We start from the raw sequence: 23,321 nt of genomic DNA, 5'->3' as shown, positions 1-23,321 counted from the left end.
CTTCATAGGGATAGCTCTCCTTTGCTGTGTAGCTCTGAAATGGTGGTCTTCTTACTGTCCATTTTAACCTACGATGTGCAGCAATATGGAGGGCTATTTTTTGCGGTTACGTTCATCATAGCTAGCGCAAAATAACGTCTTATAAGGGCGATGCTGCCACGTAAGGATTGGATCTAATATAGAATAAAAAGTGCACACCTGTTGATGTATTTTTTACTCTTCACTACCGTTTTCTTTCGCCCAGATATTGAGTAATTTATCGGATGGAAGCAGGAATGTGAAAATCCCCAGCAGTGGCAGAAAGCTGCACATCTGCATTACCGGTGATACGCCGAAGACGTCAATCCAGTTCCCCAGCACGAGTGCGCCCAAGCCTCCCATACCAAATGCCAGACCTGTGATCAGGCCCGAGACCGTTCCGATTTTGCCCGGAATCAGCATTTGCGCGTATACAACCGTAACCGAGAAGCTGGATAACATGATAAAACCAATAATGGTTAGCAGTACGCCTGTCCAGAACAGATTCGCATAGGGCAGCAACAGAGCCAGTGGAGCAGCTCCAGCCATGGACAGGAAGATCAGGTTACGTTTGCCGAATCGATCCGCCAAGGGGCCTCCGAAGAACGTGCCAAGTGCTCCAGCAGCCAGGAACAAGAAGATATAGATCTGCGCGTCTTCTGTGGACAATCCAAAAGTATCTTTCAGATTAAACGCATAGAAGCTGCCAATGGAAGCGATATACCAGGAACGAACAAAGACGAGCAAGATCAATAGCGTGATGGCGGCAGTAATCTTTTTACGTAAAGCAGGATTGGGTGCACGACGGGCAGCAGCCTGTCTACGCAGGTATCCTCCCGATTGCAGCATACGTCCATACCAACGGGCGATGTAGATCTGAACTGCAATCCCCATGGCAGCAATGCCAGTAAATCCAATGGCACCGAACAGTCCAAACGGGATAAAGATCCAGCGTGTAAGCAATGGGGCAAGGGATTGCCCAGCATTACCACCGACCTGGAAGATGGATTGTGCCAGCCCGCGGCGCTGACCAGCAGCCATATGCGATACCCGTGAACCTTCCGGATGGAAAGCGGCGGAACCCAGACCGACAAAGATAACGGAGATCAGGACAGCCATATAACTGTCAGCGAAAGCCAACAGCAACATGCCGGTAAATGTAAAGCCCATGCCAATGGGCAGGATAGATGGTGTCGGTTTTTTATCAGCAAACCAGCCTACGACAGGCTGCATAATGGATGCGGTAAAGTTAATAGCAAATGAGATCCATCCGATCTGAGTATACGTGAGATGCATAGAATCTTTCAGAATCGGAAAAATGGCTGGAATAACCGACTGGATCGAATCATTGAAGAGATGAACCAAACTGATGGCAATGAGTATCCGGTAAACGGTGCTTTGGGCATCCGATCCGGGTGGGGCTTTCGAACGCGCTGTGGCGTCCTTGGTTAATGAGGTTTGTGTAGACATGTACAATTCTCCTTTGGTCGCGGTCACGAGGGATCAGCGCCTGATGTTGTAATATATGCGTGTAAGCATATTGTTACATAATAGGATAGATTGATTGGACCGACAAGGGGAACAAGGGAAAACGTTGATGAATTCAACTCTATTTCTGAGGTGTTTATTAATAGCATTACATTTACAAAATAAACGTATTACTTTAGCATCTACTGTAAGAAGACCCATATTTATGTGTGAAAAGACCAGAGGAGGGATGGATGTGAAAAAGATATCACCTTATGCTTCTACCAAACGTGAGTTGGTGATGACCATTATATATATGGCTGTAATAACGTTTCAGGCTGTCTATGTTGCACCGAAATCTCTATCCGCTGCCATCGTCATATTTATCATTTTTCAATCGATTGGTGTGCTGATGTTGAGACATTACATTAAAAAAATCAAAGCACTAAAGGAAGATCAGTCTACTTGAATGCGCTGCGATCCAATTGCGTTGAGACACTTAGTCTCATACAGGTGTATACTAACCAAAGAAAAAGCCGGATCTCTTCAGGTTTTGAAGAGTTCGGCTTTTCTGTGTCCTATAATTTATTTTAGTTATAGCAGAGTTTATTTACCCGCCAGTTTAACGATTATCAATCGTCTCCGGGTACATATCATGGTTCATCATGCGGTGGTCGGCCATCTGCTCGTATTTCGTTCCAGGCTTACCATAGTTCGTATACGGGTCAATGGAGATGCCGCCGCGCGGTGTGAATTTGCCCCATACTTCGATGTAGCGGGGGTCCATCAGCTTGATCAGGTCGTTCATGATGATGTTCACGCAGTCCTCGTGGAAATCACCATGGTTACGGAAGCTGAACAGGTACAGCTTGAGAGATTTACTCTCGACCATTTTCACATCCGGAATGTAGCTGATATAAATCGTTGCAAAATCCGGCTGACCCGTAATCGGGCACAGGCTAGTGAACTCCGGGCAGTTGAATTTCACAAAATAATCGCGGTACGGATGTTTGTTATCAAAGCTCTCCAGGATGCCCGGATCATATTCAAACGTATATTTTACATTCTGGTTGCCCAGCAACGTCACATCTTGCATCTCATCAGGTTGTCTCATCGGTTCGTAAACGCTCCTTGTTTCCGCCAAAGCCCGAAGCCTCGCGGTATATATGAATAGGCAATTTTGCCTGATTAATTCTCTTTATTATCTGAGTGAATTTCATCCTCATCTGTACATCATGCCGCCCATTTCACCCATACTGCCCATTAAACGCCGCGTTTGTTGCCCCATACCAACGTATGTAGCTGCGGAAGAACACGAACATCATTCAGGTCATCGGAGGCACTAACTTGGTCGATCAGCCACTCATAACGAGCAAGCAGTGAGGACGCCAGATCTGGCGTATCGGCGGAAGTCACATCCGGGTTCCCGGTTTGTAAAAATAAATCCGTGCCCGGATACCGCGCATGCACACGGCGAGCATAGTCCAGGTCTGTCTCATCGAAGATCACGATCTTCAGACTGTGACTTCGTTCTACCGGGCCAGCGGCCAGCCGTTCGATCAGATCATCCAGCACGGCCCAATCGGTGTCCATGCCGGAGCTGGGTGGCTTAGGCGAGACGGTGACTTCGTCAATGTCCGTCAGCCAAGGCTGCCAGCGGGAGCCTTGTGTCTCCACCGCGGTGCGGATGCTGTTCTCCCGCAGCAGGACAACCAACCCGCCCAGCGAAGCGAGCAGGGCGGGATTACCGCCGGAGATGGTAACATGGGAGAAACGGGTGCCGCCAACGCGGCGCAATTCTTCCCATACATCCTCTGGCGTAATCATTCGAATCAGGTCCTTGCCACTGCCGTCCCAGGTAAAGGCCGAGTCGCACCAGGAGCAGCGATAATCGCAGCCCGCGGTGCGAACAAACATCGTTTTTTGCCCGATGACCATGCCTTCGCCTTGAACAGTCGGACCAAAAATCTCCATCACGGGAATACGAGCCTCTTTGCGAGATCCCGTCTCATTCACCTGGTGTGTCACACTACTCATGGATCATCCACTCCCGTCTCGCTTCCGCGTAACTGGTGGGTGTCTCGAAGAGTCGGACAAACTCCGTCCGCCCACCATCGGTCAGCCCAGCATAGGGCTCCGTCTGGAGCGCATGTTCCATCTGTTCAAACAGCCAAACGACCATATTTTCAGCCGTTGTATTCATTAAAGGAAGTGTTTCGTTGAGGTACTGATGATCCAGATATCCCTCAATCTGAGTTTTCCATATATCTTTGATATGTCCAAAATCAACCGTCAGCCCGGTTTCACCCGGATAACCGCTGATGCCAAAAATAACTTTATACGTATGACCGTGCAGGTTCTTGCACTTGCCTTCATAACAATGCAGGTGATGTGCTGCGTCAAAGGTGAATTCTTTGCTTACAAGCACACGTTTGCGGTGATAGCGCAGCTGGGTGGGGAGAATATCTTCTCCGATGCGTTGCAGATGCTCTACAATACGGAATGTTCCCGGCTCTCTCATCGTATATCCACTCCCGCCGATTCAGCAGCAGTACGTTGCTGTACATAACGATCCAGTCCGGCTTTGCGCAGCTTGCAAGCGGGGCATTCTCCGCATCCATCGCCGATCACGCCGTTATAACAGGTCAAGGTACGCTCGCGGACATAATCAAAAGCACCGAGATCATCGGCCATCTTCCACGTTTGGGCTTTGTCCAGCCACATGAGCGGGGTATGAATGACAAATGGATAGTCCATCGACAGGTTAAGTGTCACATTCATCGATTTCACAAATGAATCCCGGCAATCCGGGTATCCGCTGAAATCCGTCTCGCATACACCTGTAACCAGGTGACGTGCTCCTTTTTGCTTGGCCATAATGGCTGCAAAACTGAGGAACAGCAGATTCCGTCCATCTACAAATGTACTCGGCAGTTCACCTTCTTCATGCGTAATCTCCACATCCGTGCGAGTGAGCGCATTGGGGGCAAGCTGATTTAACAGGCTCATATCGAGTACCGTTTGCTGTACGCCCAGATCACGTGCGATCTCTGTTGCACATTCAATCTCTAACTTGTGGCGCTGACCATAATCAAACGTAACGACCTCTACTTCGGCAAACTGTTGTTTGGCCCAGAACAGACACGTGGTACTATCCTGACCGCCGCTGAATACAACGACTGCTTTTTCTTCGTTCAACATAAAAAAACCTCTCTATCTTCTTGAGATCAAACCATGCACATAGGCATAGAGTGTCGGAAGAACAGAGAAGTTCATGAACTGGCATCCATCAAAAAACACACCTTCTCGATAACCGCTTCAAAAAAGCAGGCAAGAGTAAGTGTCCTTAGTTTTTTACGTACATGATTGCATGGTGACCGCAACGTGTACGCAAGACTTATACTGACCATCACATGGTCAAGTCTTATAGAGGGAGTTCGCGAACCTCTCCCATGCCACAGGCATGGATTTTCTTCTTTAATTGTCTGAACCATTATAACATGAAACGGTGTGGTGACCACCCCACTGGAGCATAGTGGCAGCTAATTGGTCGGCTCCATCAACTAACAGCTTATTTGATCAATACATTGCCGAAAGGGATCACTTCTTTCAGAATTCGTTTGAACAGTCCCTCATCGTTAAGATCCTGTTCCAAGCGGTGATTCTCACGTCCAGCCTGAAAGAGTACAGATCCATGTCCTGTCATCTTCCAATGATAATTCATATGCTGACTGGCAAGGTTGTTACCATATACGGTGAGTTCCAGATGTGCATTTTCAGGATAGGCAATAATACTGCCAGCATCCACATAGAGTGGCGCTGTTGGATGAAGTTCCTGTTGGCAGACCTGACCTTGAGTGAGCAATCCGATTTTGCCTTTGCCGGAAAATTTCATTTTCACTGCATCACGGGTGATCAGCATGTTTTTGATTTTCTGGATTTTGGTATGCATGGTTACACCATCCGAGTAGAAGAACAGGTGGCGGAAGTCGTAGAGCAGATCACTGTCCTCCGTGAGCTCCACTTCCTTCATCGTGAATCCGGGAGGCAGGGCAGCCACAAATTGGCAGGGTCCGGTGATTTCGGATTTAATCAGCTTTTTTTTGCGATATATGCCCGTGATATTCATGAATTTGTCATTGCGACTCCCACTTGGACCGCGGAAGGCCACAATTTGCTGCGGATGCAAAATATGAAGGCGGTCATCTTTAATCAGTGAAAATGTGACGACTTGTCCTGCTCCGCTTGCTTCAGCATTGTTCAGGTGTATGTTCATGCAGTTGCTCCTGTTCTTTTATACTCGGCCGGAACGGCGACGCATTCCCCAGCGCATCACACGAATCAGAACAAAGTAACCCAATATGAGCGAAACGACAGTGATGATCGTCGTCTGAATTCGTTTGGTGGTAGCTGCTTTGGCATTCTGGTCGTCCTGTAATTTACTTACCATTTCAGTGAGTTTCTGGTTCTGAGCCAGCAGTTGTTCGTTCTGGGTCTTAAATGCTTCGACATTGGCCTGGGCTTGTCCCAACTGAGCAGACGTTTGATTTAATTGCTCCATCGTTTGCTTATAACTTTCCTGCAGAGCGTTCACTTCTCCGGGCAATTCGGAGACTCGCTCCCATCCACTGTATATATCCGTAAAAATATTGGCACTGGCAGCACTTACTGTCGAAACGATCGAAACGGTAAATAGAATGCATGTGGTGAATAACACCCGAATGAAATAACCCTGAATGGATTTTGGCATCGTTAACACCTCTTTCTTCGGTTAGATAGATCAAGCGCCGAATTCGTCGTCTATTGTTGAAATACGGCTCTTACATTATACGTCAAAACCGGGACGATGGGTTCAAGATGATATCGTGTTATTACCCGAAATATTTAAAATGATTTAGGAACAAGGCTGTTTAACTTACAAATCTGCCGGGTAATAGAACGATAGGCAAGCACACCGGACCGTTTAACAGATCTTTTACTTCAGTTCCGGGTGCATGCTATTCACAAATGCGCAATTTAATGAACGATACCAATATATCCGATTGAATATAAGATCGTGAACATGAAGGAGTAGAAACATATGTATACAGCAGATCAGAACACATCAACCAAAACAATCATGATCACTGTTAATGGAGAGCCAGTAGGGCGTAAGCTGGTCATTGACAGTGTCACCTATGCACCGGTAAACGAAGTAGATGGTGTACAATATTTACACAAAATGGGAAACGATCATCCTACTGTTTAATTTGGGACTTGTCATAGATAAGTGATTGATAAGCTTGGCCTAGTGCCAGGTTTTTTCGTCGTTTATTGTCGTATTGAGACGGATTTAGGGATATAAAACTAATATATTGGAAAAATTTAATGAGAACATGTGTTCCGTGACAATATAGTGTCCATTCACCCTGATAACTTAGAAGATAATACATATAAATCGGGGGAGAGACTACCAGTGAACTCAGTCTTTGAAGTATCTTATTCGTGGAATAAAGAGGCCATACCGACAGGGGGAGCCGACCCCGTATATATGATGGTAGAGTGGCGTAACGGTGCCCCTGCCAAAAGACTTAGGAAAATAGCACCCAAAATTGTATCAAGAGATTTGGAACTTTTGCTCAAACCGGAATATGGAGTACAGCTAAAAGGCATCTATGGATGTCGTTCCAAGGAAACGGATATTGGCTGGTTATTGAGGCTTGGGGATATGTACAAGGGAGAAAGTAAACAAATTTTGCTTGAATTCGTCATGGGACCCCGTGTATCAGGAAAAGCTGCCGTATGTTCAGCCTACTGGAGCACAAGGAAGTTGAAGCAAAGTCAACGTGTGTTGTTACGAAGAGAACAGTTGTATATTCAGTACACCAGTCATCTGGGCATGTTGCGACAGCCGGAAGATCCCAAGGTGGAGAAGACGATCAAATTAAGTGAAACCGTGCCCCTGATCAAACAAGCCCTGCGCGCCTACGAAAGAGGCCGGGTTCAGGAGGGAAGTAATATGTTGCGTCGCCATGCTGATGCGTTGTTAATTGAAGCTGCGCGGAAGCAAGATTTGGACTATTACGCGGAAGCCGAGATCGTTGAAAAACTACGTTATCACTATGAGATAACGTTTACAACGGGATATCATGATCGTGAAAAAAAGATATTAGGAGAATAGGGTTGATTTCAGATGGTGACGGTATAGAGAGAGTCTACATATTTGAAGGTGAAGTTTAGGAGAAGGTCGAATGTATGTATCAATATCATATTAAACAATGGATGGAGTTGTATCAAATTTATTGAAACAACATCGTGGAGGGTCCGGCAAAATGACAGACCGACTAATCCGATTAATGCGCATTATCACACTGGTGCAGGCCAAGCCGGGTATACTGGCACGTGAGCTCGCCCAGCGATGCGAGACGACGGAAAGGACGATATACCGCGACATGGAGGCCCTCAGTGCAATGCATATCCCGATCGCCAATATGGGACACGGGCAAGGGTATATGTTTATCAGCCAATTTGCCATGTATCCGCTAAATTGGTCTGATGAAGAAGCCCAAGCCTTCATGCATCTTGCTGAAGTTATGGAGAATATTCGTCCTTTGCTGAAACCTGCTTTTGAGAGCGCTTATGAGAAAGTGGTTGCTGCGAGTCAGAAAAACAAAACAGAACGAGTGGAATGGTCGGAGCAAATTAGTGGATTGTTCAAAGCGGGATTGCCCGCATGGCAAAATGAAAACAACGATTCGCAGAATCAATCCATGATTACCCTGCTTCAGGCTGGCATTTCACAGAACACCATTGAAGGGGAGTATCTGTCTCAAGGTAAAAAAGGGATCGTACGTATAGATCCTTACTGTCTTATCCCTCGTGAATACAGATTTGAGCTGTTAGGGTATTGTCACCTGTCGGAGAAACTTCGAATATTTCAGGTGAGCCGGCTGCAAAAGATACGGATATTGCCACGCACGTTTCGCAAAGAGGATTATCTCATGCAATCGCACTTCCGCATTCCTTGGGCATACGAGGGAAGTACGGAGTGGACTGCGTTCAAAATTCGATTTGCACCCCATGCTGTGGAGCGTGTGATGCAGGAGCAATTTTTTATGCGACCCATCCTAACCATTGAACCGGAAGGTAGCCTGTTATTTGAAGCCATATTAAGTGATGTTGACGAATTTCTCGTATGGATATCTAAATATGGACCTGATGCGGAAATTCTCGAACCGGAAATCTACCGCATCAAGATGAAAGAACGCCTAAACTATTGGCAACAAATGTACAATAAAAGTTGAGATTAGAATACCACCTATCCTAAGCCGAAACATGATTAAGTATTGTGCTGTGGACGGTTACTCTTTGGTTTTGAAAAGGCCTGCCAGATTGCCAAATGGAGAGTCTTTTTCTTCATCTTCTGTGGAGCTGGAATAGACGACCTTGGATGTAATGCCCTCATCATCGGCTGCACAGTTGTTTTCCAGAGTGAATCGGTCAAATTGATGCATAAACACCTTGGCTGTATTGATGGCATCATCCAAGGCACGGTGCTGGGTACCATCGAATTCGATGCCACAGATTTCAAGAGCCTGAGCGAGTCCGAGTTGACGGAACTTTCCCTCTTTACGAATGGTGCGGGACCATTGTTGCTGGAGATCGTTATGATTAGTGATCCAGGCCACATCAAGTTGATGGGTGCGACAATGAGAGATCAGTTTGCTGCGGTCATCGGGTCCCCAGGAACACATGTAATAGGGGTCACTTCCCATCCAGGCGATGAATTGATTCAGTGCTGCCGGAAAAAGGGGGGCTGCATCAATATCTTTCTGGGTGATACCTGTAAACTGAATCGTGTCAGTGGACAGAACAGACTTATTGGAAGGACGAACATACGTATGGAACGTATCCATTACGACCAATCCATCCGCACTTTCCGTAACTTTGACGGCACCGATATCAATAATTTCAGAAGAATAGCGAGTATTGCGGCTTACCGTGAATTCAAGATCATATATGATATATGGCATAGGACAAGCTCCTTTATCGATTAATACCTGTGATAGATTTCTATTTCTCTATATTACAGGGAACGTGCTGCCATGTCAGCCATCGCCAGAGAATTCATTGTAGTCAGGATGAACGAACAGTCTGAGTGTTTAATGATCTTTCTGATGCATTTCCGGTTTTGGTAAGTCTTTACTTCGCCAAAAGTGGTCGTTATAATGAGGAAAGTTAGGGACTTTCCTATGTTTTGTTAGTATTTATGGCAACATAAAAGTAGAATTTTCCGTCTTATTATCAAAACTTCCTAACACGGTTTGAAGTGTTGGGGAGTTTTTTATTATTTATAGCATACTCTTGTAGGAAAGGAGAAAAAGTTAGTCGGTTGTTGGTATAACATAGGAAAACTACTTCACGAGTTAGTATTATTGAATTTAAAGTACATATGGAGGTTTGTTTCTTTGATTAGTAGAAAATTGAAAATAACAGCAATTATAGCCAGTGTGTTTATTGTTTTAATGAGCGCTGCATATGGTGCATTCTATATTTGGAACAAGAATTATAAATTTAATAATAATTATGTATGGCAGCCTTTGGAGGACGTGCAATCTACACTAAACCTGAAAGATTCCTATAACGTTATTGTAGCTGGAACGGATCCGGAAGGTATTATTGCTGCCTTATCAGCTGCTCGTAATGGGATGCGTGTATTGCTGGTGGAAGCAAGAGATCGCAACATGTTGGGAGGATTGTTGACCGAGGGAGGTCTTAATACGCTGGATCTAAATTATTCCCCTGAACAACCGCAGTTATTGAGTAGTTTGCGGCAGCCTGACTTTTTGAACAAAGGTATCTTCCAGGAATGGTTCGACCAGATCGAGGGTAGTTCATTTGATACCAATACAGCGGCTAACATTTTCTATCGGATGGTTCGTTCTGAACCTAATATTGACCTGTTGATGAATGTTAAGGAATTAGTCCCCCTTACTGAACAATCTACGGGAGATCACACGACAATAACGGGTATGAGCATAACTAAAGAAGATGGAACAACTGTTCAGATTTCAACCCGCTCCATCATTGATGCAACGCAAGATGCGGATATTGCAGCCGCTGCAGGAGTTCCATACTCCATAGGTAGACAAGATATTGGAGATGGTAAATCCAAAATGGTCTCTACGCTTGTATTCAAGTTAAGCGGTGTTACTGATGAGGTATGGCAAAAGTTTAGGGAAAGAGAGGGAACCGGGGTTGATAAGATGAGTGCTTGGGGGTACGGTGATGCTAGAAAATATGAATCCTCCAATCCACAACATATTAAGATTCGCAGTCTGAATATCGGAAGACAAAATGATGATACAATCTTGATTAATACGATGCAAATCTTTGGGGTAGATCCGTTAGATCCGATATCTGTGAAAAAAGGTCTGGAAATCGGGCGTAAAGAAGCCCCACTAATTGTTGATTTTCTGAAGAAAAATTATGATGAATTTGCAGGGCTAAAATATGCTGGAACAGCAGACGAGCTTTACGTGAGAGAATCACGTCATATCTATGGCGAGTACCGATTAACATTAGCTGATGTCATGGAAAATCGTGATCATTGGGATGCCATTGGATACGGCTCATACGATATTGATATTCAGAGCACGAGTGTTGGAAATCCCGGCACGATTATGTTGAGTCCGATTCAATATGGTGTACCCTTTCGCTCGCTTGTACCGCTAAAGGTTGATGGTTTGCTCGTCGTTGGACGTGCAGCAAGTTTTGATACAATCCCACACGGTAGTGCAAGAGTTGTCCCACTGGGAATGGCAGAGGGAGAAGCAGCAGGAGCGGCGGTCAAGCTGGCATATATCCATAAGGAGTCCTTCCGCGAACTCTCAACTTCCGAAGAGCGAGCATCTGAATTACGTAAGATGCTGGAGAATCAGGGGATGGATCTGAAAGTACATCGTTTCGAACAGCCTGATTATATGGAGCATAAGGATTACAAGGGATTGCTGGCTGCAGCGAGTATGTATATGACTTCAGGCAATTATAATAACGATGGTTGGGAACTGGATAAAGGAATGAATCCAGAACGATTTTTAAGTAAATTGAAAAGAATGCAAGCGATGTTTCCAGAAGCCTACACAGGTAGTGCTGACCAAGCTCTAGCAAATATGGAGAATGCCGTAACCCTACCTTTAACGTTGGATCAGGCTGCGTATATGTTATGTCTGGCAATGGGATCTTCAGAAACGGAAACTTCACTTGAACAGGCACTTGCTCATTTGCAAACACAAAACTTTATAAGTGCCGACACGCTTGCTGGCATTGCTGACAAGAACAATCTTACAAATGGGGATGCGTTTATGCTCATTCGTGATGTAGTGGAGTATTATTCTGGAGTTGTATTCGACTAATTGGTTGACAATTACTTGTAAATGAACTAATGTGGTCAAAAATGATAACAGCGTTATAACGAGGACATGATTGTGCAAGCCAGCTTCAACAGAGAGGGAACAGTGTGGTGCAAGGTTCCTGTAGCTGCTTCATAAATTCCTACCTCGCGAGCTGCGGAAGAGAATGCCCATACAGGGTTGCAACCTCCGCCGGCAGGGCCCGTTATGCCCCGTAGGACTGCATGTTACAGATCGCATAGGTTGCGAACGGATTAATTTGCAGTTAAATAAGGGTGGTACCACGACACATTCGTCCCTTGACGGATGTGTCTTTTTGCTGTTTACGCGCCGTATTTGATAACAAAAAAAGGAAGATTAGGAGTGTGTTATGATGCGTCAAAGTGAAATGCTTGTCCCAACATTACGTGAAGCGCCAGCGGAGGCAGATGCAGCGGGACATCGCTGGTTACTGCGTTCCGGCATGATTCGCCAACTGGCAGCAGGGATATACAGTTACCTGCCCCTTGGACGGCGTATATTGTTAAATGTTGAACGGATCGTTCGTGAAGAGATGGATCGTGCTGGATGTCAGGAAGTGTTGCTGCCGATTATGCAGCCTGCGGAGTTGTGGGAAGAATCCGGAAGATACACACAGTATGGTCCCGAATTGATGCGTCTGAAGGATCGTCATGCACGGGAATTTGCTCTTGGACCAACACATGAGGAAGTCGTAACCGCTTTAGCGCGGGACGAGGTGAGTTCGTATCGTAAGCTGCCATTCACGCTGTACCAGATCGGAACCAAGTTCCGGGATGAGCGCCGTCCTCGATTTGGATTGCTGCGCGGTCGTGAGTTCATCATGAAGGATGCGTACTCTTTTGCTTCGGACTGGGAAGAGCTTGATCGGACTTATCAGGCGATGAACACGGCGTATAGTCGCATTCTAGAGCGTTGTGGTCTGGACTATATCCGTGTTGAGGCGGACGCAGGAACGATTGGCGGTCAAGGAGAAACACATGAGTTCATGGCTCTTGCTGATGTGGGTGAGGACACAATTGTAACCTGCAAACATTGTGGATATGCTGCGAATCTGGAGAAAGCGGGTTATCAGACTTCTGGAGATATGGAGAAAAAAGAAGGAAGCTTGGAAGTTCCAGCTGATTCTGCGAATGCAGACTCCGCGCTTCAAACGGATCAACATTCAGGAGTGGAAACCGTAGTACGTATCTCGACACCTGGCGTTCGTACGATCGCAGAGTTAACCACTTTTGTGGGCAAAGGTGCTGAACATATGATCAAAACGCTGCTTTATGTGGCGGATGGTCAGCTCGTCGCTGCGCTTGTGCGTGGAGATCATGAACTGAATGACATCGCATTGAAACAGGTGTTGGGGGCAGAGGAACTGATCCTTGCAGACGATGCAGCCATTGCGGCACATCCAAATCTGAAGGTAGGATTCCTGGGTCCGATTGGACTAAATCTGCCGATGGTGGTGGACGCTGACGTGGCAGTGATGAAGAGTGCAATTACAGGAGCCAATGAAGTGGATGTGCATGTTTCCGGCGTACGCCCAGGCATTGATTTTGCATTGGAGCGAGTAGAACGAATCCGCTTTGCTGCGGAAGGGGATGCTTGTCCAACATGTGGATCACCACTTGTTTTTACCAAAGGCATTGAGGTTGGACACATTTTCAAATTGGGAACGAAATACAGTGATGCCATGGGCGCTTCATTCCTGGATCGTAATGGTCGCCAGTGCGCGCCAGTCATGGGATGTTATGGCATTGGCGTATCCCGCCTGATGGCCGCTATAGCTGAGCAGTATGCAGGAGATGAGGGCATTCGTTGGCCGGCCGCTGTGGCGCCATATGATGTGCATCTGATTACAGTAAGTTGGAAGGATGAGCAGCAGCGTCAGCTCACTCTCGAACTGGAACAACAATTGATCGATGGCGGTTACTCTGTACTGGTTGATGATCGGGATGAACGTCCGGGTGTGAAATTCAAGGATGCGGAGCTGATCGGATTGCCTGTGCAGATCGTTATTGGCCGAGGAGCAGCCGAAGGACAGGTCGAACTGGGATCACACGCACTTGCAGCATCAGGTGAATCGAAACGAATCGGTTTGACTGCACAGGAAGCTGTACGTTATGTGAAGGAACAGCTCACTTCCTAAATTCAGGGGATTCGTTAATTATATGAGTTCATATAATAGTACCGAATATGATGCGGTAGATGATTTTGATTGCTGGAGTTCCAATGTGAGCATGAAAAAGAGGGCTAAAGGCGTGCAATTTGGTAGGGTTTTATGAGTGATATCATACGAAATAACTAAATTTGGACATATATATTTAGTATACAGATGATTTTATGATTAAGGATTTGAAGATGATCATACTCAGACAGATTTATGTGCAAGTATGCAATGTTGAGAAGACAGAGATGTCGAAATTAAATGTACAATAAGCGCATGAATACGGTAATTCCGGAGATTTTTTATATAGTTCGGTGTCGAAGGCACATGATAAAGTTGGCCCTTAAAGGCCAGGCTGGGGTTTATTTTTACCTCAGATGATTGTCAGGATCAGCAGGATATGTCCACAGGAAATGTTCAAGTATCTGATGTGGATTGATGTTTAAGAACGGAGATACAAAAGGGTGTCCCCTCAACCAGTAATCTGGCTTTGGGGACACCCTTTTGGTTATGACAAGATAGATTCGTAATGTTGTTGCACCATATAAGCAATCATGCCTATATGCACTTTACTTTGCTGAGCTTAAGAAGCTGCAGGCAATTTCAATTGTTGACCTGGATAAATCCAGTGTGGATTTTTGATATTGTTCAGCTTTTGCAATGCCTGCCACGTTGTGCCGTATTGTTTGGAGATAGAGTACAGGGAATCTCCGGATTTCACAACATGCAGTTTGGCTGGAGCTGGTTTGCTTGGTGTTGGTTTGGACGGTTTTTCCGGTTTTGGTGTTTCTGGTTTTGGTTTGGTTGGAGCTGGTGTTTCGGTTGCCGGAGTTTCCGGCTCTACTGCAGGTTTTACCGCTTCACTGATCCGACCATCTGTTTTGATGTCTACAGCGCCAAGCTTTTGCATGTAGTTGATCAACGCTTCATCCAACGCGCCGTACATACCTGTTGTAGCATATTTGGTGAACATGGTGTATTCGTCACCGCCAACAGCAGTGAAATCATTGGTTGCCAGCGTGTATGTTGCTTCCGGATCAAGGGCTTTATCGCCAACGGTTACGGAATGTACACGGCTACCTTCTGCAGCGGAAGTATCAATTTTGAACTTGATACCAGATACTTGCGGGAATCCACCGCTTGGTTCCGGGTAGGAAGCTACACCGACTTCAAGGGCTGCCAGAATATCGGACCCTTTCACTTCAAGGGTTACCACTTGATTACCAAAAGGAAGCACTGTGATGATATCACCTTTGGTTACGATCCCTTTTTCGATGGAAGCACGGATACCACCACCGTTAGTCAATGCAATATCGGCTTTGCTGACATCACGAATGGCATCTGCAAGCAGGTCACCCAGGTTAGTTTCACCTGCACGTACCTGTTCACGTTTACCATCCAGCAGAATAGCTGTATTGGCTACTTCTTCTTTCAAAATAGGTTCTTGTTCTTTTTGAATGGAGTTCACGAGAGTCGCGACTTTCTCATTTGGTTTGATGTCTTTTGCTTCCGTTTCATCAATCAATGTTGCTTGTTTCTTCGTTACTTTACCACCATCTACCCACAGATCGATGACACCTACGTAGTTAGTGTATTCTCCTGCACTTGCAATCAATGTTCCATTATCGGATACAAGGCCATCTTGCAGTACAGTGTGGCTGTGACCATCGATGAATACGTCTATGCCAGGAACTTCTTTAACAACTTTAAAGCTAGTATCCGTGCTGGACGCGTCTTGTCCAAGATGTCCCAGAACAACAACAACATCTACTTTGCTGCGGATTTCGTTCACCAGAACTTTGGCTTCTGCAGATGGATCTGTAATATCAAGACCTTCTACGTTTTTTGGATTCGTTTTGTACAACGTTTCCGGTGTAGTCAAAGCGATGATACCAATCTTCACGCCATCTACTTCTTTAATGAGATAAGGATCGAAGAGACGTGTTCCGTCTTTTTTCTTCACGTTGGCACTCAGCATGGGGAAGTTCATCATGTCCGCCAGTTCGATCAGGCGATCTGAACCATAGTTGAATTCGTGGTTACCCGGTACGATGGCTTGGTATCCCATTTCATTCATGACTTTCACGATGCTCTCACCATTCACAAGAGTGGCAAATGTTGTACCATGCACAGCATCTCCAGCATCGAGCAAGAGTGTGTTCGGGTTTTCGCTACGATATTTGTCAGCGATTCCAGCTACTTTGGCAAAACCCATAGCAGGTGAAGATTCAACTGCACGGGCATGCGTATCATTCGTATGTAGAATGGTAATGTGTTTACCTGTGCCCGGAGTGGTATCCGTTGCAGCTGCGGCAATACCTACACTGCCAAACAGCAAACAGACCGTTAGCAGAAGTGAAACGTAATTCTTCCAGATTTTCATATGATTCCGAAACCTCCCAAAATAATAATCTACTTGAGCATTTACACAGCTCAAATAGTATTTTAACAGACTATTATTAGGAAATCTCGCGAATTACGTAAAAATAAGTAACCTGAAAGTGACATGTAAATCTGCTGTTGGAAAATATAATCTTCGGAAAGAACATATGTTCTTAAAGAGTGTAAAAAAAATGCTGCGCTTCACGCGGCAGTCCGGTACGTAAACAAAATTTCTCCAAAGATTCATCCGGTTCAGGCATCACTCCGGAGGTCAGCAATTGAATGGCAAAACGGTTAGCCTGTCTTTCCAGCTTGCCTGGAGCAAAATAGGAATGTTCCTCCAGAAAGAATCGATTAATCCCTTTATGAAGTCGGTCGTGTCCAAGCTCATGGGCGCACACGAACCGTTGCCACTCCGGCGGCAAATCATTGTGTATGACGATAAACCTGCGCCGGAGCTTACGAAAGTACATTCCCTTGGTGGACTTCCCCAAATTGGTGAAACGAATCTGTATTCCAACCGCGCGGGCAATGCTGAACGGGCAGTTGGTCCGGTGTTTTCGAATCAGCTTTGTTACGATGTCATCCATATGATCTCACCTGCTGCCTCATTAAATTCAGTGGGTCGTGCCTCATGGGCGATTGTCCGATTCGTCTGTCTTTTTGCGTTTGTTCATCTGTTTGGCTTCCCAGAACAGACCTGTCAGCACATCCTTGATTCGTTTCTTGTCCTCTTCATCGAGTGGAATACCGTCAAACATCAGATCATCATCATCCTCCAGCATCTTTTTGAAATCACGACGGTCTTTGTATGTAGCCCATTCCGGTACGTCCTGAAGTTCAGCAGCACTCCCTGGTTCAATATAACCGGCCTGCTTCATCATCTCTGTATAGGGCACCGAGAGTGCATCTGAAATCTTGCGGATGGTCGCTGGTTTTGGCACACCCCGGACCCCGTTCTCAATACGTGAAATCTGTGAGTTGCTTATTCCGGCTGCTTCGGCGAGCTGATTGATGCTGTATCCCTGTTGCTCGCGCAGTTGTTTCATATAAGGACCAAAAGCGTGCTCCACAATTATGCCAACTCCTTCGATTCGTACAAGTGCTTGAGTTATAAAGAAGACAGTTGGATGGGGGAGGTAGGTGTGCGTTCAATGCCCGTTTCGGATTCGGATCGTTCTTTTGATCGCTGTTATCCCCAGATTTCCTATTTCCCTCTCTAAAGGGAGAAATCCGGGGATAAAGGCGAACGCTTCGCTTCTTCAGAATCGATTCCGTCTCCTTCACTGCGTATGCGCGTGATACACACCTAAGTCCCTTCCCTAAAAATCTCGGTGGCTTCTTTATAAAAATCAAATGACTTATACGGAAGTTCATTAATTAAACAGTACTATAACGTATATATACCATTAGGTAAAGAGATATGAAACAATTATGCCAAAAGGCATAGGAAATGAGAGCGAAGGTTTTATTTTATCGTCAAAACGAACCAAAATGAAGGTTTACTCCGATCTCCAGAAAGTGGTATCCTCAAATAGAAATACGAACACTATACGAACAAAATGTAAACTTGATACAGGTTAGAGTTTGGGGGAGTACCTTCCGAACAATGGAAATCCGCGAAATATAGTGATTTGGATTGATTCCAAAAGGCAACAGAGAAAATTGAAGAATTGTCGTTACTTTTTTGGAGAACTGGACAACTCTATGAATAAGAGCGTTTTGTCATCGTTTACGATTGCAAAACAATTTCATGTGAACCATTGAATGAGTGATATGAGTTGAGAAATGAAAGTGTTAAAGATGAAGTGGTTGCATGTTTACCTATATAAGTTGAACGGAAACGTAGAGGACAGAAATAACCTGAAGAAAGCTACATCGGAAGGTTGTTCTGTCATCGGAGTGATCATGCGAAACTATTAGAAATTTATTTTATAAAGAATACTAAAGGAGGAAGATAAATATGGAATTGATGCTACCCGAATTGGACCGACGCAAAACGCAAACAGCTGTTGAAGCTGCGCTGGAAAAATACCGAATCTATAAAACCATTGCATTTGAAGAACGAGAGGTTATGGTGACGGCAAGTTACGCCGAGCGTTTCCACGGTGCAACCAATGTGACGGGGGATTCCACGGCGAGAACGGCAATCTACAATGTGGACTTGCACCGCGCGCGTCAGGCATATTGCGATACGATTGATTTTGTTGTATCCCGGCTGAGTGAAAAGGAACGTGTACTCGTCTGTGAACGATATCTGAAAGACGATGATGTGTTTGACTATAAAGTGTATAACCATGTGTTTGATCCGCCTGTCAGCAAGGATACGTATACGAAGATTCGTACACGTGCTTTCTATAAAATGGCACTGGCTCTGTCAGATCGAGGTCTGATTAATATGGAGCCTTTGTCTGTGTCCCGCAAAGAGCGACAGAAGCTGGGCTGAGTGAGCGATTGAAGAAGTTGATCCTTTAATATCCAAGGTGGATTGGTTACAATAGTTGAACAAACCACAGTTGGTACAGCCAAAGGAGAGAAGTCTGCGATGTCGGAAGAAGTCGGAATGCAGGAAATGATCACGTTGAAGACAATCGCGGAAACGCTCAATACGTCCAATGATCTGAACTTAATGCTGGATACCGTGGTCGGCAAATTACTGGAGTTGACCGGATTAACGGCAGGCTGGATGTTTCTGATTAATGAACGTGGAGAATACACCTGTGTTTCGGATTACAATCTGCCCCCGGCATTACTGCGTAAAGATAAGGAGCCCATGCGAACGGGTACCTGCTGGTGTGTGAACCGCTTTAAGGATGGTCAACTCAATCATGCGGTTAACATCATTAACTGTAAACGGCTGGAGGATGCGGTGGAATTCCAATGGGGAGATACCCATGATATTACCCACCATGCAACCGTCCCGTTAAGGTCAGGTGAGAAGATGCTTGGCCTGCTCAACGTGGCTGCGCCAGCCAAGGAACATTTCAGCGACAGTGAACTGGCGCTGTTACAGGGCGTGGCGTACCAGATTGGTAGTGCGGTAGAGCGGATGAGATTGTATCGCACGGAGCAGCGACGAGCTGATCTGTATGCCAAGCTGGGGGAGTTCAGCACGGCCTTGGGTCTTGCAGTGAACGAATGCACCAATTCTGAGGCTTTTTGTTTAAAAGTTGTACAGCTGCTTGGGCAGCATTATGATTGGCCTTTTGCTACAATCATTCAGCAGAAAAGCGGAATGTTCGTTTTGCAGGCAGCCTATGCAAATGATACGGTTCGAACGTTATCAAGTACTCCGTTATCTTCCGAAGTGACGAGCCACATTAACCATGTAATCAATAGTCATCGTGTAACATCTCTGTCTGGGACAGAGATCGCTGAAATATTTACCCTGTGCAAGCCTGACCAGACTACGAATTCCATTGCCTCGGGAATTGCTGCTCCCCTTCTATACCATACGCCAGGGGAAACGGGAATTCTGGTGATCGGAATAGGAACATCAGGTCCTGCGCAGGCGGACCGTGAAGTGCTGGAGGCATTGGCCGAACATATTGCGGCCTCATGGGAGAGTCTGAAGCTGGCGGAGAATCGCCGCGAACTTGCACGAATGGAAGAGAGAAACCGTTTGGCTCGCGATCTGCATGATTCGGTTAATCAGATTTTATTTTCACTATCGTTAACTGCTAAAGGCGCGGAAAGTATGTTATCCGGCTCTGAGCAGCTGCACCCGGCAACGGAAGCGATGAAGGATATTCGGGCTTTGTCTCAGGAGGCGCTCAAGGAAATGCGCGCATTGATTATGCAGCTCCGTCCCGCGGGACTGGAAGCAGGGCTGCTCCATGCGCTACAGGAATACGGCACCAGCCAGGGTCTTCAAGTGGTGATGAATCGGACGGGAATGCGGTCTTTACCGCGTAATATAGAAGAAGCATTGTGGCGAATCGGACAGGAAGCGCTGAATAATGTACGGAAACACGCGGATGTTCCTTCTGCTGAGGTCACCCTCAAGTTAAGTGATCATGAAGTGGTGCTCACCGTCACAGATCAGGGAAAAGGTGGTACGGAAAGGCCAAAAGCCTCGTCTGGAAGCTCGCTTGGCCTGTCCATTATGAAGGAACGGGCTCAATCGCTCGGGGGCAGCTTAGAAGTAGTGAGTTCTCCCCGCAAGGGAACAACAGTAACGGCAGTCATTCCACTTCCGTTCGAATCTGTATAAAGTCAGGGGGAAGAAGAGATGCCGATTACGATTTTGCTCGCAGATGATCATGCGATGGTGAGAAGAGGTTTGCACGTTTTTTTGACCACACAGCAAGACATGAAGGTTGTGGGCGAAGCATCGAACGGGCAGGAAGCACTATCGCAGGCGGAAGCGTTAAAACCTGACGTGGTATTAATGGATCTGCATATGCCGGTCATGGACGGAATCGAAACAGCCAGACGACTGCGCACATTAATGCCAGCAACGCGAATTATTGTACTCACATCGTTTTCCGATCAGGATCATGTGGTTCCTGCTGTGCGTGCAGGGGTGAAGGGGTATCTGCTCAAAGATATTGAACCGGAGGATCTGGCTGTGGCCATTCGCAATGTGCATGCAGGTCAGGTAGAATTGCATCCCGCCGCAGCAGGTCAATTGATGCATGTGATGGCTTCATCCGATTGGTCTATAAATGAACAGCAACCACAGTATATACCGACAGATCGGTCAGCAGATAGTCAATTCCAAGAGCTTAAGCAGACGAAGAAATCCACTGAAGCATCCCTAGGTGGTCTGGATATGCTCACTCGCCGTGAACAAGAGGTTTTGGGACTGATTGCTCAAGGGCTGAGCAACAAGGAAATTGCGGTTCAATTGGTCATTACCGAAAAAACGGTCAAAACCCATGTTAGTCATCTGCTCGACAAACTGGGTCTGGCGGATCGGACGCAAGCGGCTCTTCACGCCGTAAGAAACGGTTGGGTCGTCTGACCATTTCCGACATATCTTCATACTTAAGTCGTATAAACTCAACCTAAAGGTTGAGTTTTTTGGTATTTCAAGTTAAGTCTATCTGCTGACGATTTGGATGCAAAAGAAAGGTAAGATAAGAGTAGAAATAACAGATCGGTTGAAACATGAGAGTTTGAATTATTAAAAACCAAGGAGAGTGACATGAATGAATATTGTTATTTTGGCAGGAAGCAATCGGAACAATGCAACCAGTACACGTCTGGGAGAGTATGCTGTGGAGATTATTCGAGGTCAGGGACATCAGGCCAGCCTGTTTGATCTGTATCAGACACCACTTCCATTCTACGCGCCAGATGAAAAACAAGCGGATCATGAACATCTGGCAGATTTGAATACACGTATGCTCGCGGCTGATGCAATCATCTTGTCAACACCAGAGTATCACGGCAGTATTAGCGGTGTGCTCAAAAATGCACTGGATCACCTGAGTCAGGCTCATTTCAGCGGCAAGCCCGTCCTGTCCATCAGCTCCTCTGGCGGAGCGGTGGGGGTAAGTTCGCTTTTACAACTGCAAGCGATTGTTCGCAATCTGCATGGCATCAATGCCCAAGAGTGGATATCCATTGGTGGTGCGCAGCGCAGACGATTCGAAGCGACATTTGACGGATATGAAGAGTACGAAGGCAGTCAGGATATAGAGGACCGGGTGCAGCGGGTTATTGGATCGTTTTTAAATCTGGCCCAGACGTTAACAAATGCGCGGAATTCTACCATGAGTTGAGAACCAAGGAAGATGAAAAATCGGAAAAGGAAAAGAGGTTGAGCATTATGATTACAGGCATATTTGAAACACATCTAAACGTGACGGATCTGGAGAGATCCCATCATTTCTATGAAACGGTCCTGGGTTTATCTCATGCCTACGGGCAGAAAGAACGTGGGAACTCCTTCTACTGGATTGGTGGAAAAGGCAATGCCATGCTGGGATTGTGGCAAAAGGAATCTTCCGAGGTGAAACGTCAGCACTTTGCTTTTCATGTATCTCTGGAGGATATGAAACACGCGGTGGCTCACTTGGAGAACAAAGGGATCAAGACACAGAACTTCCTGAATGATGATATCGGTGAACTGTACGTCTTCGGCTGGATGCCTGCGGTATCTGTATATTTTAACGATCCAGATGGTCATTTGCTTGAATTCATCGCCATGCTCCCGGATGAAGCGAAGCCTGAACTCGGCATGGTGCCGTGGAGTCAGTGGGAGGAGATGCAGGAGAAGACCGTATGATGATTGAAGAATTACAGTTATATACAACACGGATGGAGGACCTCAAGCATTTTTATCGTGATACGTTGGGAATGGAGGTGTCCAATGCGACGGATCAGGCCTTCAACCTGCAGGTTGGAAGGACAAAGATGATTTTCAAACCGTGTGAAACAGATCGTGAGCCCTTTTATCATGTGGCCTGGTCGATTCCGACGAATCGGTTCAAGGAAGCGAAGCAGTGGGCTGCATCACGTGTTGTTTTAAGCAGAGAAGGAGATCGGGATGAGACGTACTCTACTAACTGGGACTCTCATTCTCTCTATTTCGAAGATCCAGCAGGCAATATTATCGAGCTGATTGCTCATCATCGTATTCAGAACGAGAGTGACCATGACTTCTCGACTCAAGATATATTACAGGTGTGTGAAGTTGGACTGGTGACGGAGGATGTTCTGTCTACGGTGAATGAGCTTCAGCAGATTGGACTCACGCGATGGGGTGAGGTTAGTGATACCTTTGCTCCTGTAGGAGATGTGCACGGTCTGTTTATTGTGGTGAAGAAGGATCGGACGTGGTTTTTCTCCAAGCAAAAAGCACAGATCTATCCGCTGGAAGTATCCATCCGTGGGGTGGGCAAGCTTCGAATTGGCTAAACTTTGTATTCCGGGGCAAA

General features: G+C 46.1%; 23 protein-coding genes. 12 read left to right on the top strand and 11 right to left on the bottom strand.

The window, feature by feature from the left end; all coding sequences use genetic code 11:
- Positions 1-213: 213 nt before the first annotated feature.
- Positions 214-1,488, bottom strand: a complete 1,275-nt coding sequence (locus PAEAM_RS31550) for an MFS transporter (protein ID WP_047841924.1) — start codon at positions 1,486-1,488, stop codon at positions 214-216.
- A gap of 253 nt (positions 1,489-1,741) precedes the next feature.
- On the opposite strand from PAEAM_RS31550, the gene PAEAM_RS31545 reads away from it, so the two are divergent.
- Entirely contained in the window at positions 1,742-1,954 is a 213-nt protein-coding gene (locus tag PAEAM_RS31545) for a hypothetical protein (protein ID WP_100530027.1), read from the top strand.
- A 153-nt stretch (positions 1,955-2,107) separates the two neighbouring features.
- Here PAEAM_RS31545 and queF read toward each other — a convergent pair whose 3' ends face one another.
- From queF to PAEAM_RS31515, 6 genes are all read right to left on the bottom strand, one after another.
- Positions 2,108-2,599: a preQ(1) synthase gene (gene queF / locus PAEAM_RS31540; protein WP_076319044.1), complete on the bottom strand. Its 492-nt coding sequence runs from the start codon at positions 2,597-2,599 to the stop codon at positions 2,108-2,110.
- Between the two features lie 149 nt (positions 2,600-2,748).
- Positions 2,749-3,522, bottom strand: a complete 774-nt coding sequence (queE, locus tag PAEAM_RS31535; protein ID WP_100530026.1) for a 7-carboxy-7-deazaguanine synthase QueE — start codon at positions 3,520-3,522, stop codon at positions 2,749-2,751.
- Positions 3,515-4,006, bottom strand: a complete 492-nt coding sequence (gene queD / locus PAEAM_RS31530; protein ID WP_100530025.1) for a 6-carboxytetrahydropterin synthase QueD — start codon at positions 4,004-4,006, stop codon at positions 3,515-3,517. The genes queE and queD overlap by 8 nt, the downstream gene beginning before the upstream one ends.
- Positions 4,003-4,683 carry a 7-cyano-7-deazaguanine synthase QueC gene (gene queC, locus PAEAM_RS31525; RefSeq protein WP_100530039.1) on the bottom strand — a complete coding sequence of 227 codons (681 nt, stop codon included), beginning with the start codon at positions 4,681-4,683 and terminating at the stop codon, positions 4,003-4,005. Before queC ends, queD begins: the two co-directional genes overlap by 4 nt.
- Before the next feature lie 373 nt (positions 4,684-5,056).
- A complete protein-coding gene (locus PAEAM_RS31520) occupies positions 5,057-5,761 on the bottom strand; it encodes an AIM24 family protein (RefSeq protein ID WP_036611462.1) in 705 nt (234 codons plus the stop codon).
- 18 nt (positions 5,762-5,779) lie between these two features.
- Positions 5,780-6,235: a hypothetical protein gene (locus PAEAM_RS31515; protein ID WP_100530024.1), complete on the bottom strand. Its 456-nt coding sequence runs from the start codon at positions 6,233-6,235 to the stop codon at positions 5,780-5,782.
- A 330-nt stretch (positions 6,236-6,565) separates the two neighbouring features.
- On the opposite strand from PAEAM_RS31515, the gene PAEAM_RS32095 reads away from it, so the two are divergent.
- From PAEAM_RS32095 to PAEAM_RS31505, 3 genes are all read left to right on the top strand, one after another.
- Entirely contained in the window at positions 6,566-6,733 is a 168-nt protein-coding gene (locus PAEAM_RS32095) for a hypothetical protein (RefSeq protein WP_165790126.1), read from the top strand.
- Between the two features lie 207 nt (positions 6,734-6,940).
- The gene (locus PAEAM_RS31510; protein WP_017690195.1) at positions 6,941-7,645 is read left to right on the top strand and encodes a hypothetical protein; all 705 of its coding nucleotides are present in this window, start codon (positions 6,941-6,943) and stop codon (positions 7,643-7,645) included.
- 151 nt (positions 7,646-7,796) lie between these two features.
- Positions 7,797-8,768 (top strand): helix-turn-helix transcriptional regulator, encoded by a 972-nt coding sequence (locus PAEAM_RS31505; protein WP_165790125.1) that lies wholly within the window; start codon positions 7,797-7,799, stop codon positions 8,766-8,768.
- A gap of 57 nt (positions 8,769-8,825) precedes the next feature.
- Here PAEAM_RS31505 and PAEAM_RS31500 read toward each other — a convergent pair whose 3' ends face one another.
- On the bottom strand, positions 8,826-9,497 hold the full coding sequence (locus PAEAM_RS31500; protein WP_100530022.1) for a 3'-5' exonuclease: 672 nt from the start codon (positions 9,495-9,497) through the stop codon (positions 8,826-8,828).
- Between the two features lie 435 nt (positions 9,498-9,932).
- On the opposite strand from PAEAM_RS31500, the gene PAEAM_RS31495 reads away from it, so the two are divergent.
- Positions 9,933-11,879: an FAD-dependent oxidoreductase gene (locus PAEAM_RS31495; RefSeq protein ID WP_243391515.1), complete on the top strand. Its 1,947-nt coding sequence runs from the start codon at positions 9,933-9,935 to the stop codon at positions 11,877-11,879.
- 370 nt (positions 11,880-12,249) lie between these two features.
- The gene (locus tag PAEAM_RS31490) at positions 12,250-14,034 is read left to right on the top strand and encodes a proline--tRNA ligase (RefSeq protein ID WP_100530021.1); all 1,785 of its coding nucleotides are present in this window, start codon (positions 12,250-12,252) and stop codon (positions 14,032-14,034) included.
- 601 nt (positions 14,035-14,635) lie between these two features.
- Here PAEAM_RS31490 and PAEAM_RS31485 read toward each other — a convergent pair.
- From PAEAM_RS31485 to PAEAM_RS31475, 3 genes are all read right to left on the bottom strand, one after another.
- Positions 14,636-16,435, bottom strand: a complete 1,800-nt coding sequence (locus tag PAEAM_RS31485) for a 5'-nucleotidase C-terminal domain-containing protein (RefSeq protein WP_100530020.1) — start codon at positions 16,433-16,435, stop codon at positions 14,636-14,638.
- Between the two features lie 172 nt (positions 16,436-16,607).
- Positions 16,608-17,024, bottom strand: a complete 417-nt coding sequence (locus PAEAM_RS31480; protein WP_036668810.1) for an ImmA/IrrE family metallo-endopeptidase — start codon at positions 17,022-17,024, stop codon at positions 16,608-16,610.
- 42 nt (positions 17,025-17,066) lie between these two features.
- Complete coding sequence (locus PAEAM_RS31475; protein WP_082219000.1) at positions 17,067-17,510, bottom strand: helix-turn-helix domain-containing protein; 444 nt, start codon at positions 17,508-17,510, stop codon at positions 17,067-17,069.
- A gap of 887 nt (positions 17,511-18,397) precedes the next feature.
- Between PAEAM_RS31475 and PAEAM_RS31470 the strand changes: the two genes are divergently transcribed.
- The 6 genes from PAEAM_RS31470 to PAEAM_RS31445 all read left to right on the top strand — a co-directional run bounded on the left by PAEAM_RS31470 (position 18,398) and on the right by PAEAM_RS31445 (position 23,301).
- A complete protein-coding gene (locus PAEAM_RS31470; RefSeq protein WP_100530019.1) occupies positions 18,398-18,880 on the top strand; it encodes an ArpU family phage packaging/lysis transcriptional regulator in 483 nt (160 codons plus the stop codon).
- A gap of 42 nt (positions 18,881-18,922) precedes the next feature.
- Positions 18,923-20,647 carry a GAF domain-containing sensor histidine kinase gene (locus tag PAEAM_RS31465; RefSeq protein ID WP_243391514.1) on the top strand — a complete coding sequence of 575 codons (1,725 nt, stop codon included), beginning with the start codon at positions 18,923-18,925 and terminating at the stop codon, positions 20,645-20,647.
- Between the two features lie 18 nt (positions 20,648-20,665).
- A complete protein-coding gene (locus PAEAM_RS31460; RefSeq protein ID WP_100530017.1) occupies positions 20,666-21,400 on the top strand; it encodes a response regulator in 735 nt (244 codons plus the stop codon).
- Positions 21,401-21,587: 187 nt separating this feature from the next.
- Complete coding sequence (locus PAEAM_RS31455) at positions 21,588-22,163, top strand: NADPH-dependent FMN reductase (protein ID WP_036611439.1); 576 nt, start codon at positions 21,588-21,590, stop codon at positions 22,161-22,163.
- Between the two features lie 47 nt (positions 22,164-22,210).
- The gene (locus tag PAEAM_RS31450; protein WP_100530016.1) at positions 22,211-22,669 is read left to right on the top strand and encodes a VOC family protein; all 459 of its coding nucleotides are present in this window, start codon (positions 22,211-22,213) and stop codon (positions 22,667-22,669) included.
- Entirely contained in the window at positions 22,666-23,301 is a 636-nt protein-coding gene (locus tag PAEAM_RS31445) for a VOC family protein (RefSeq protein WP_100530015.1), read from the top strand. The genes PAEAM_RS31450 and PAEAM_RS31445 overlap by 4 nt, the downstream gene beginning before the upstream one ends.
- Positions 23,302-23,321: the final 20 nt, after the last annotated feature.

This window comes from Paenibacillus sp. GM1FR (genome assembly GCF_002803315.1).
GTDB lineage: Bacteria > Bacillota > Bacilli > Paenibacillales > Paenibacillaceae > Paenibacillus > Paenibacillus amylolyticus.
The sequence above is the reverse complement of the archived record's forward strand: the minus strand, read 5'-3'. Positions and strand labels throughout refer to the sequence as shown.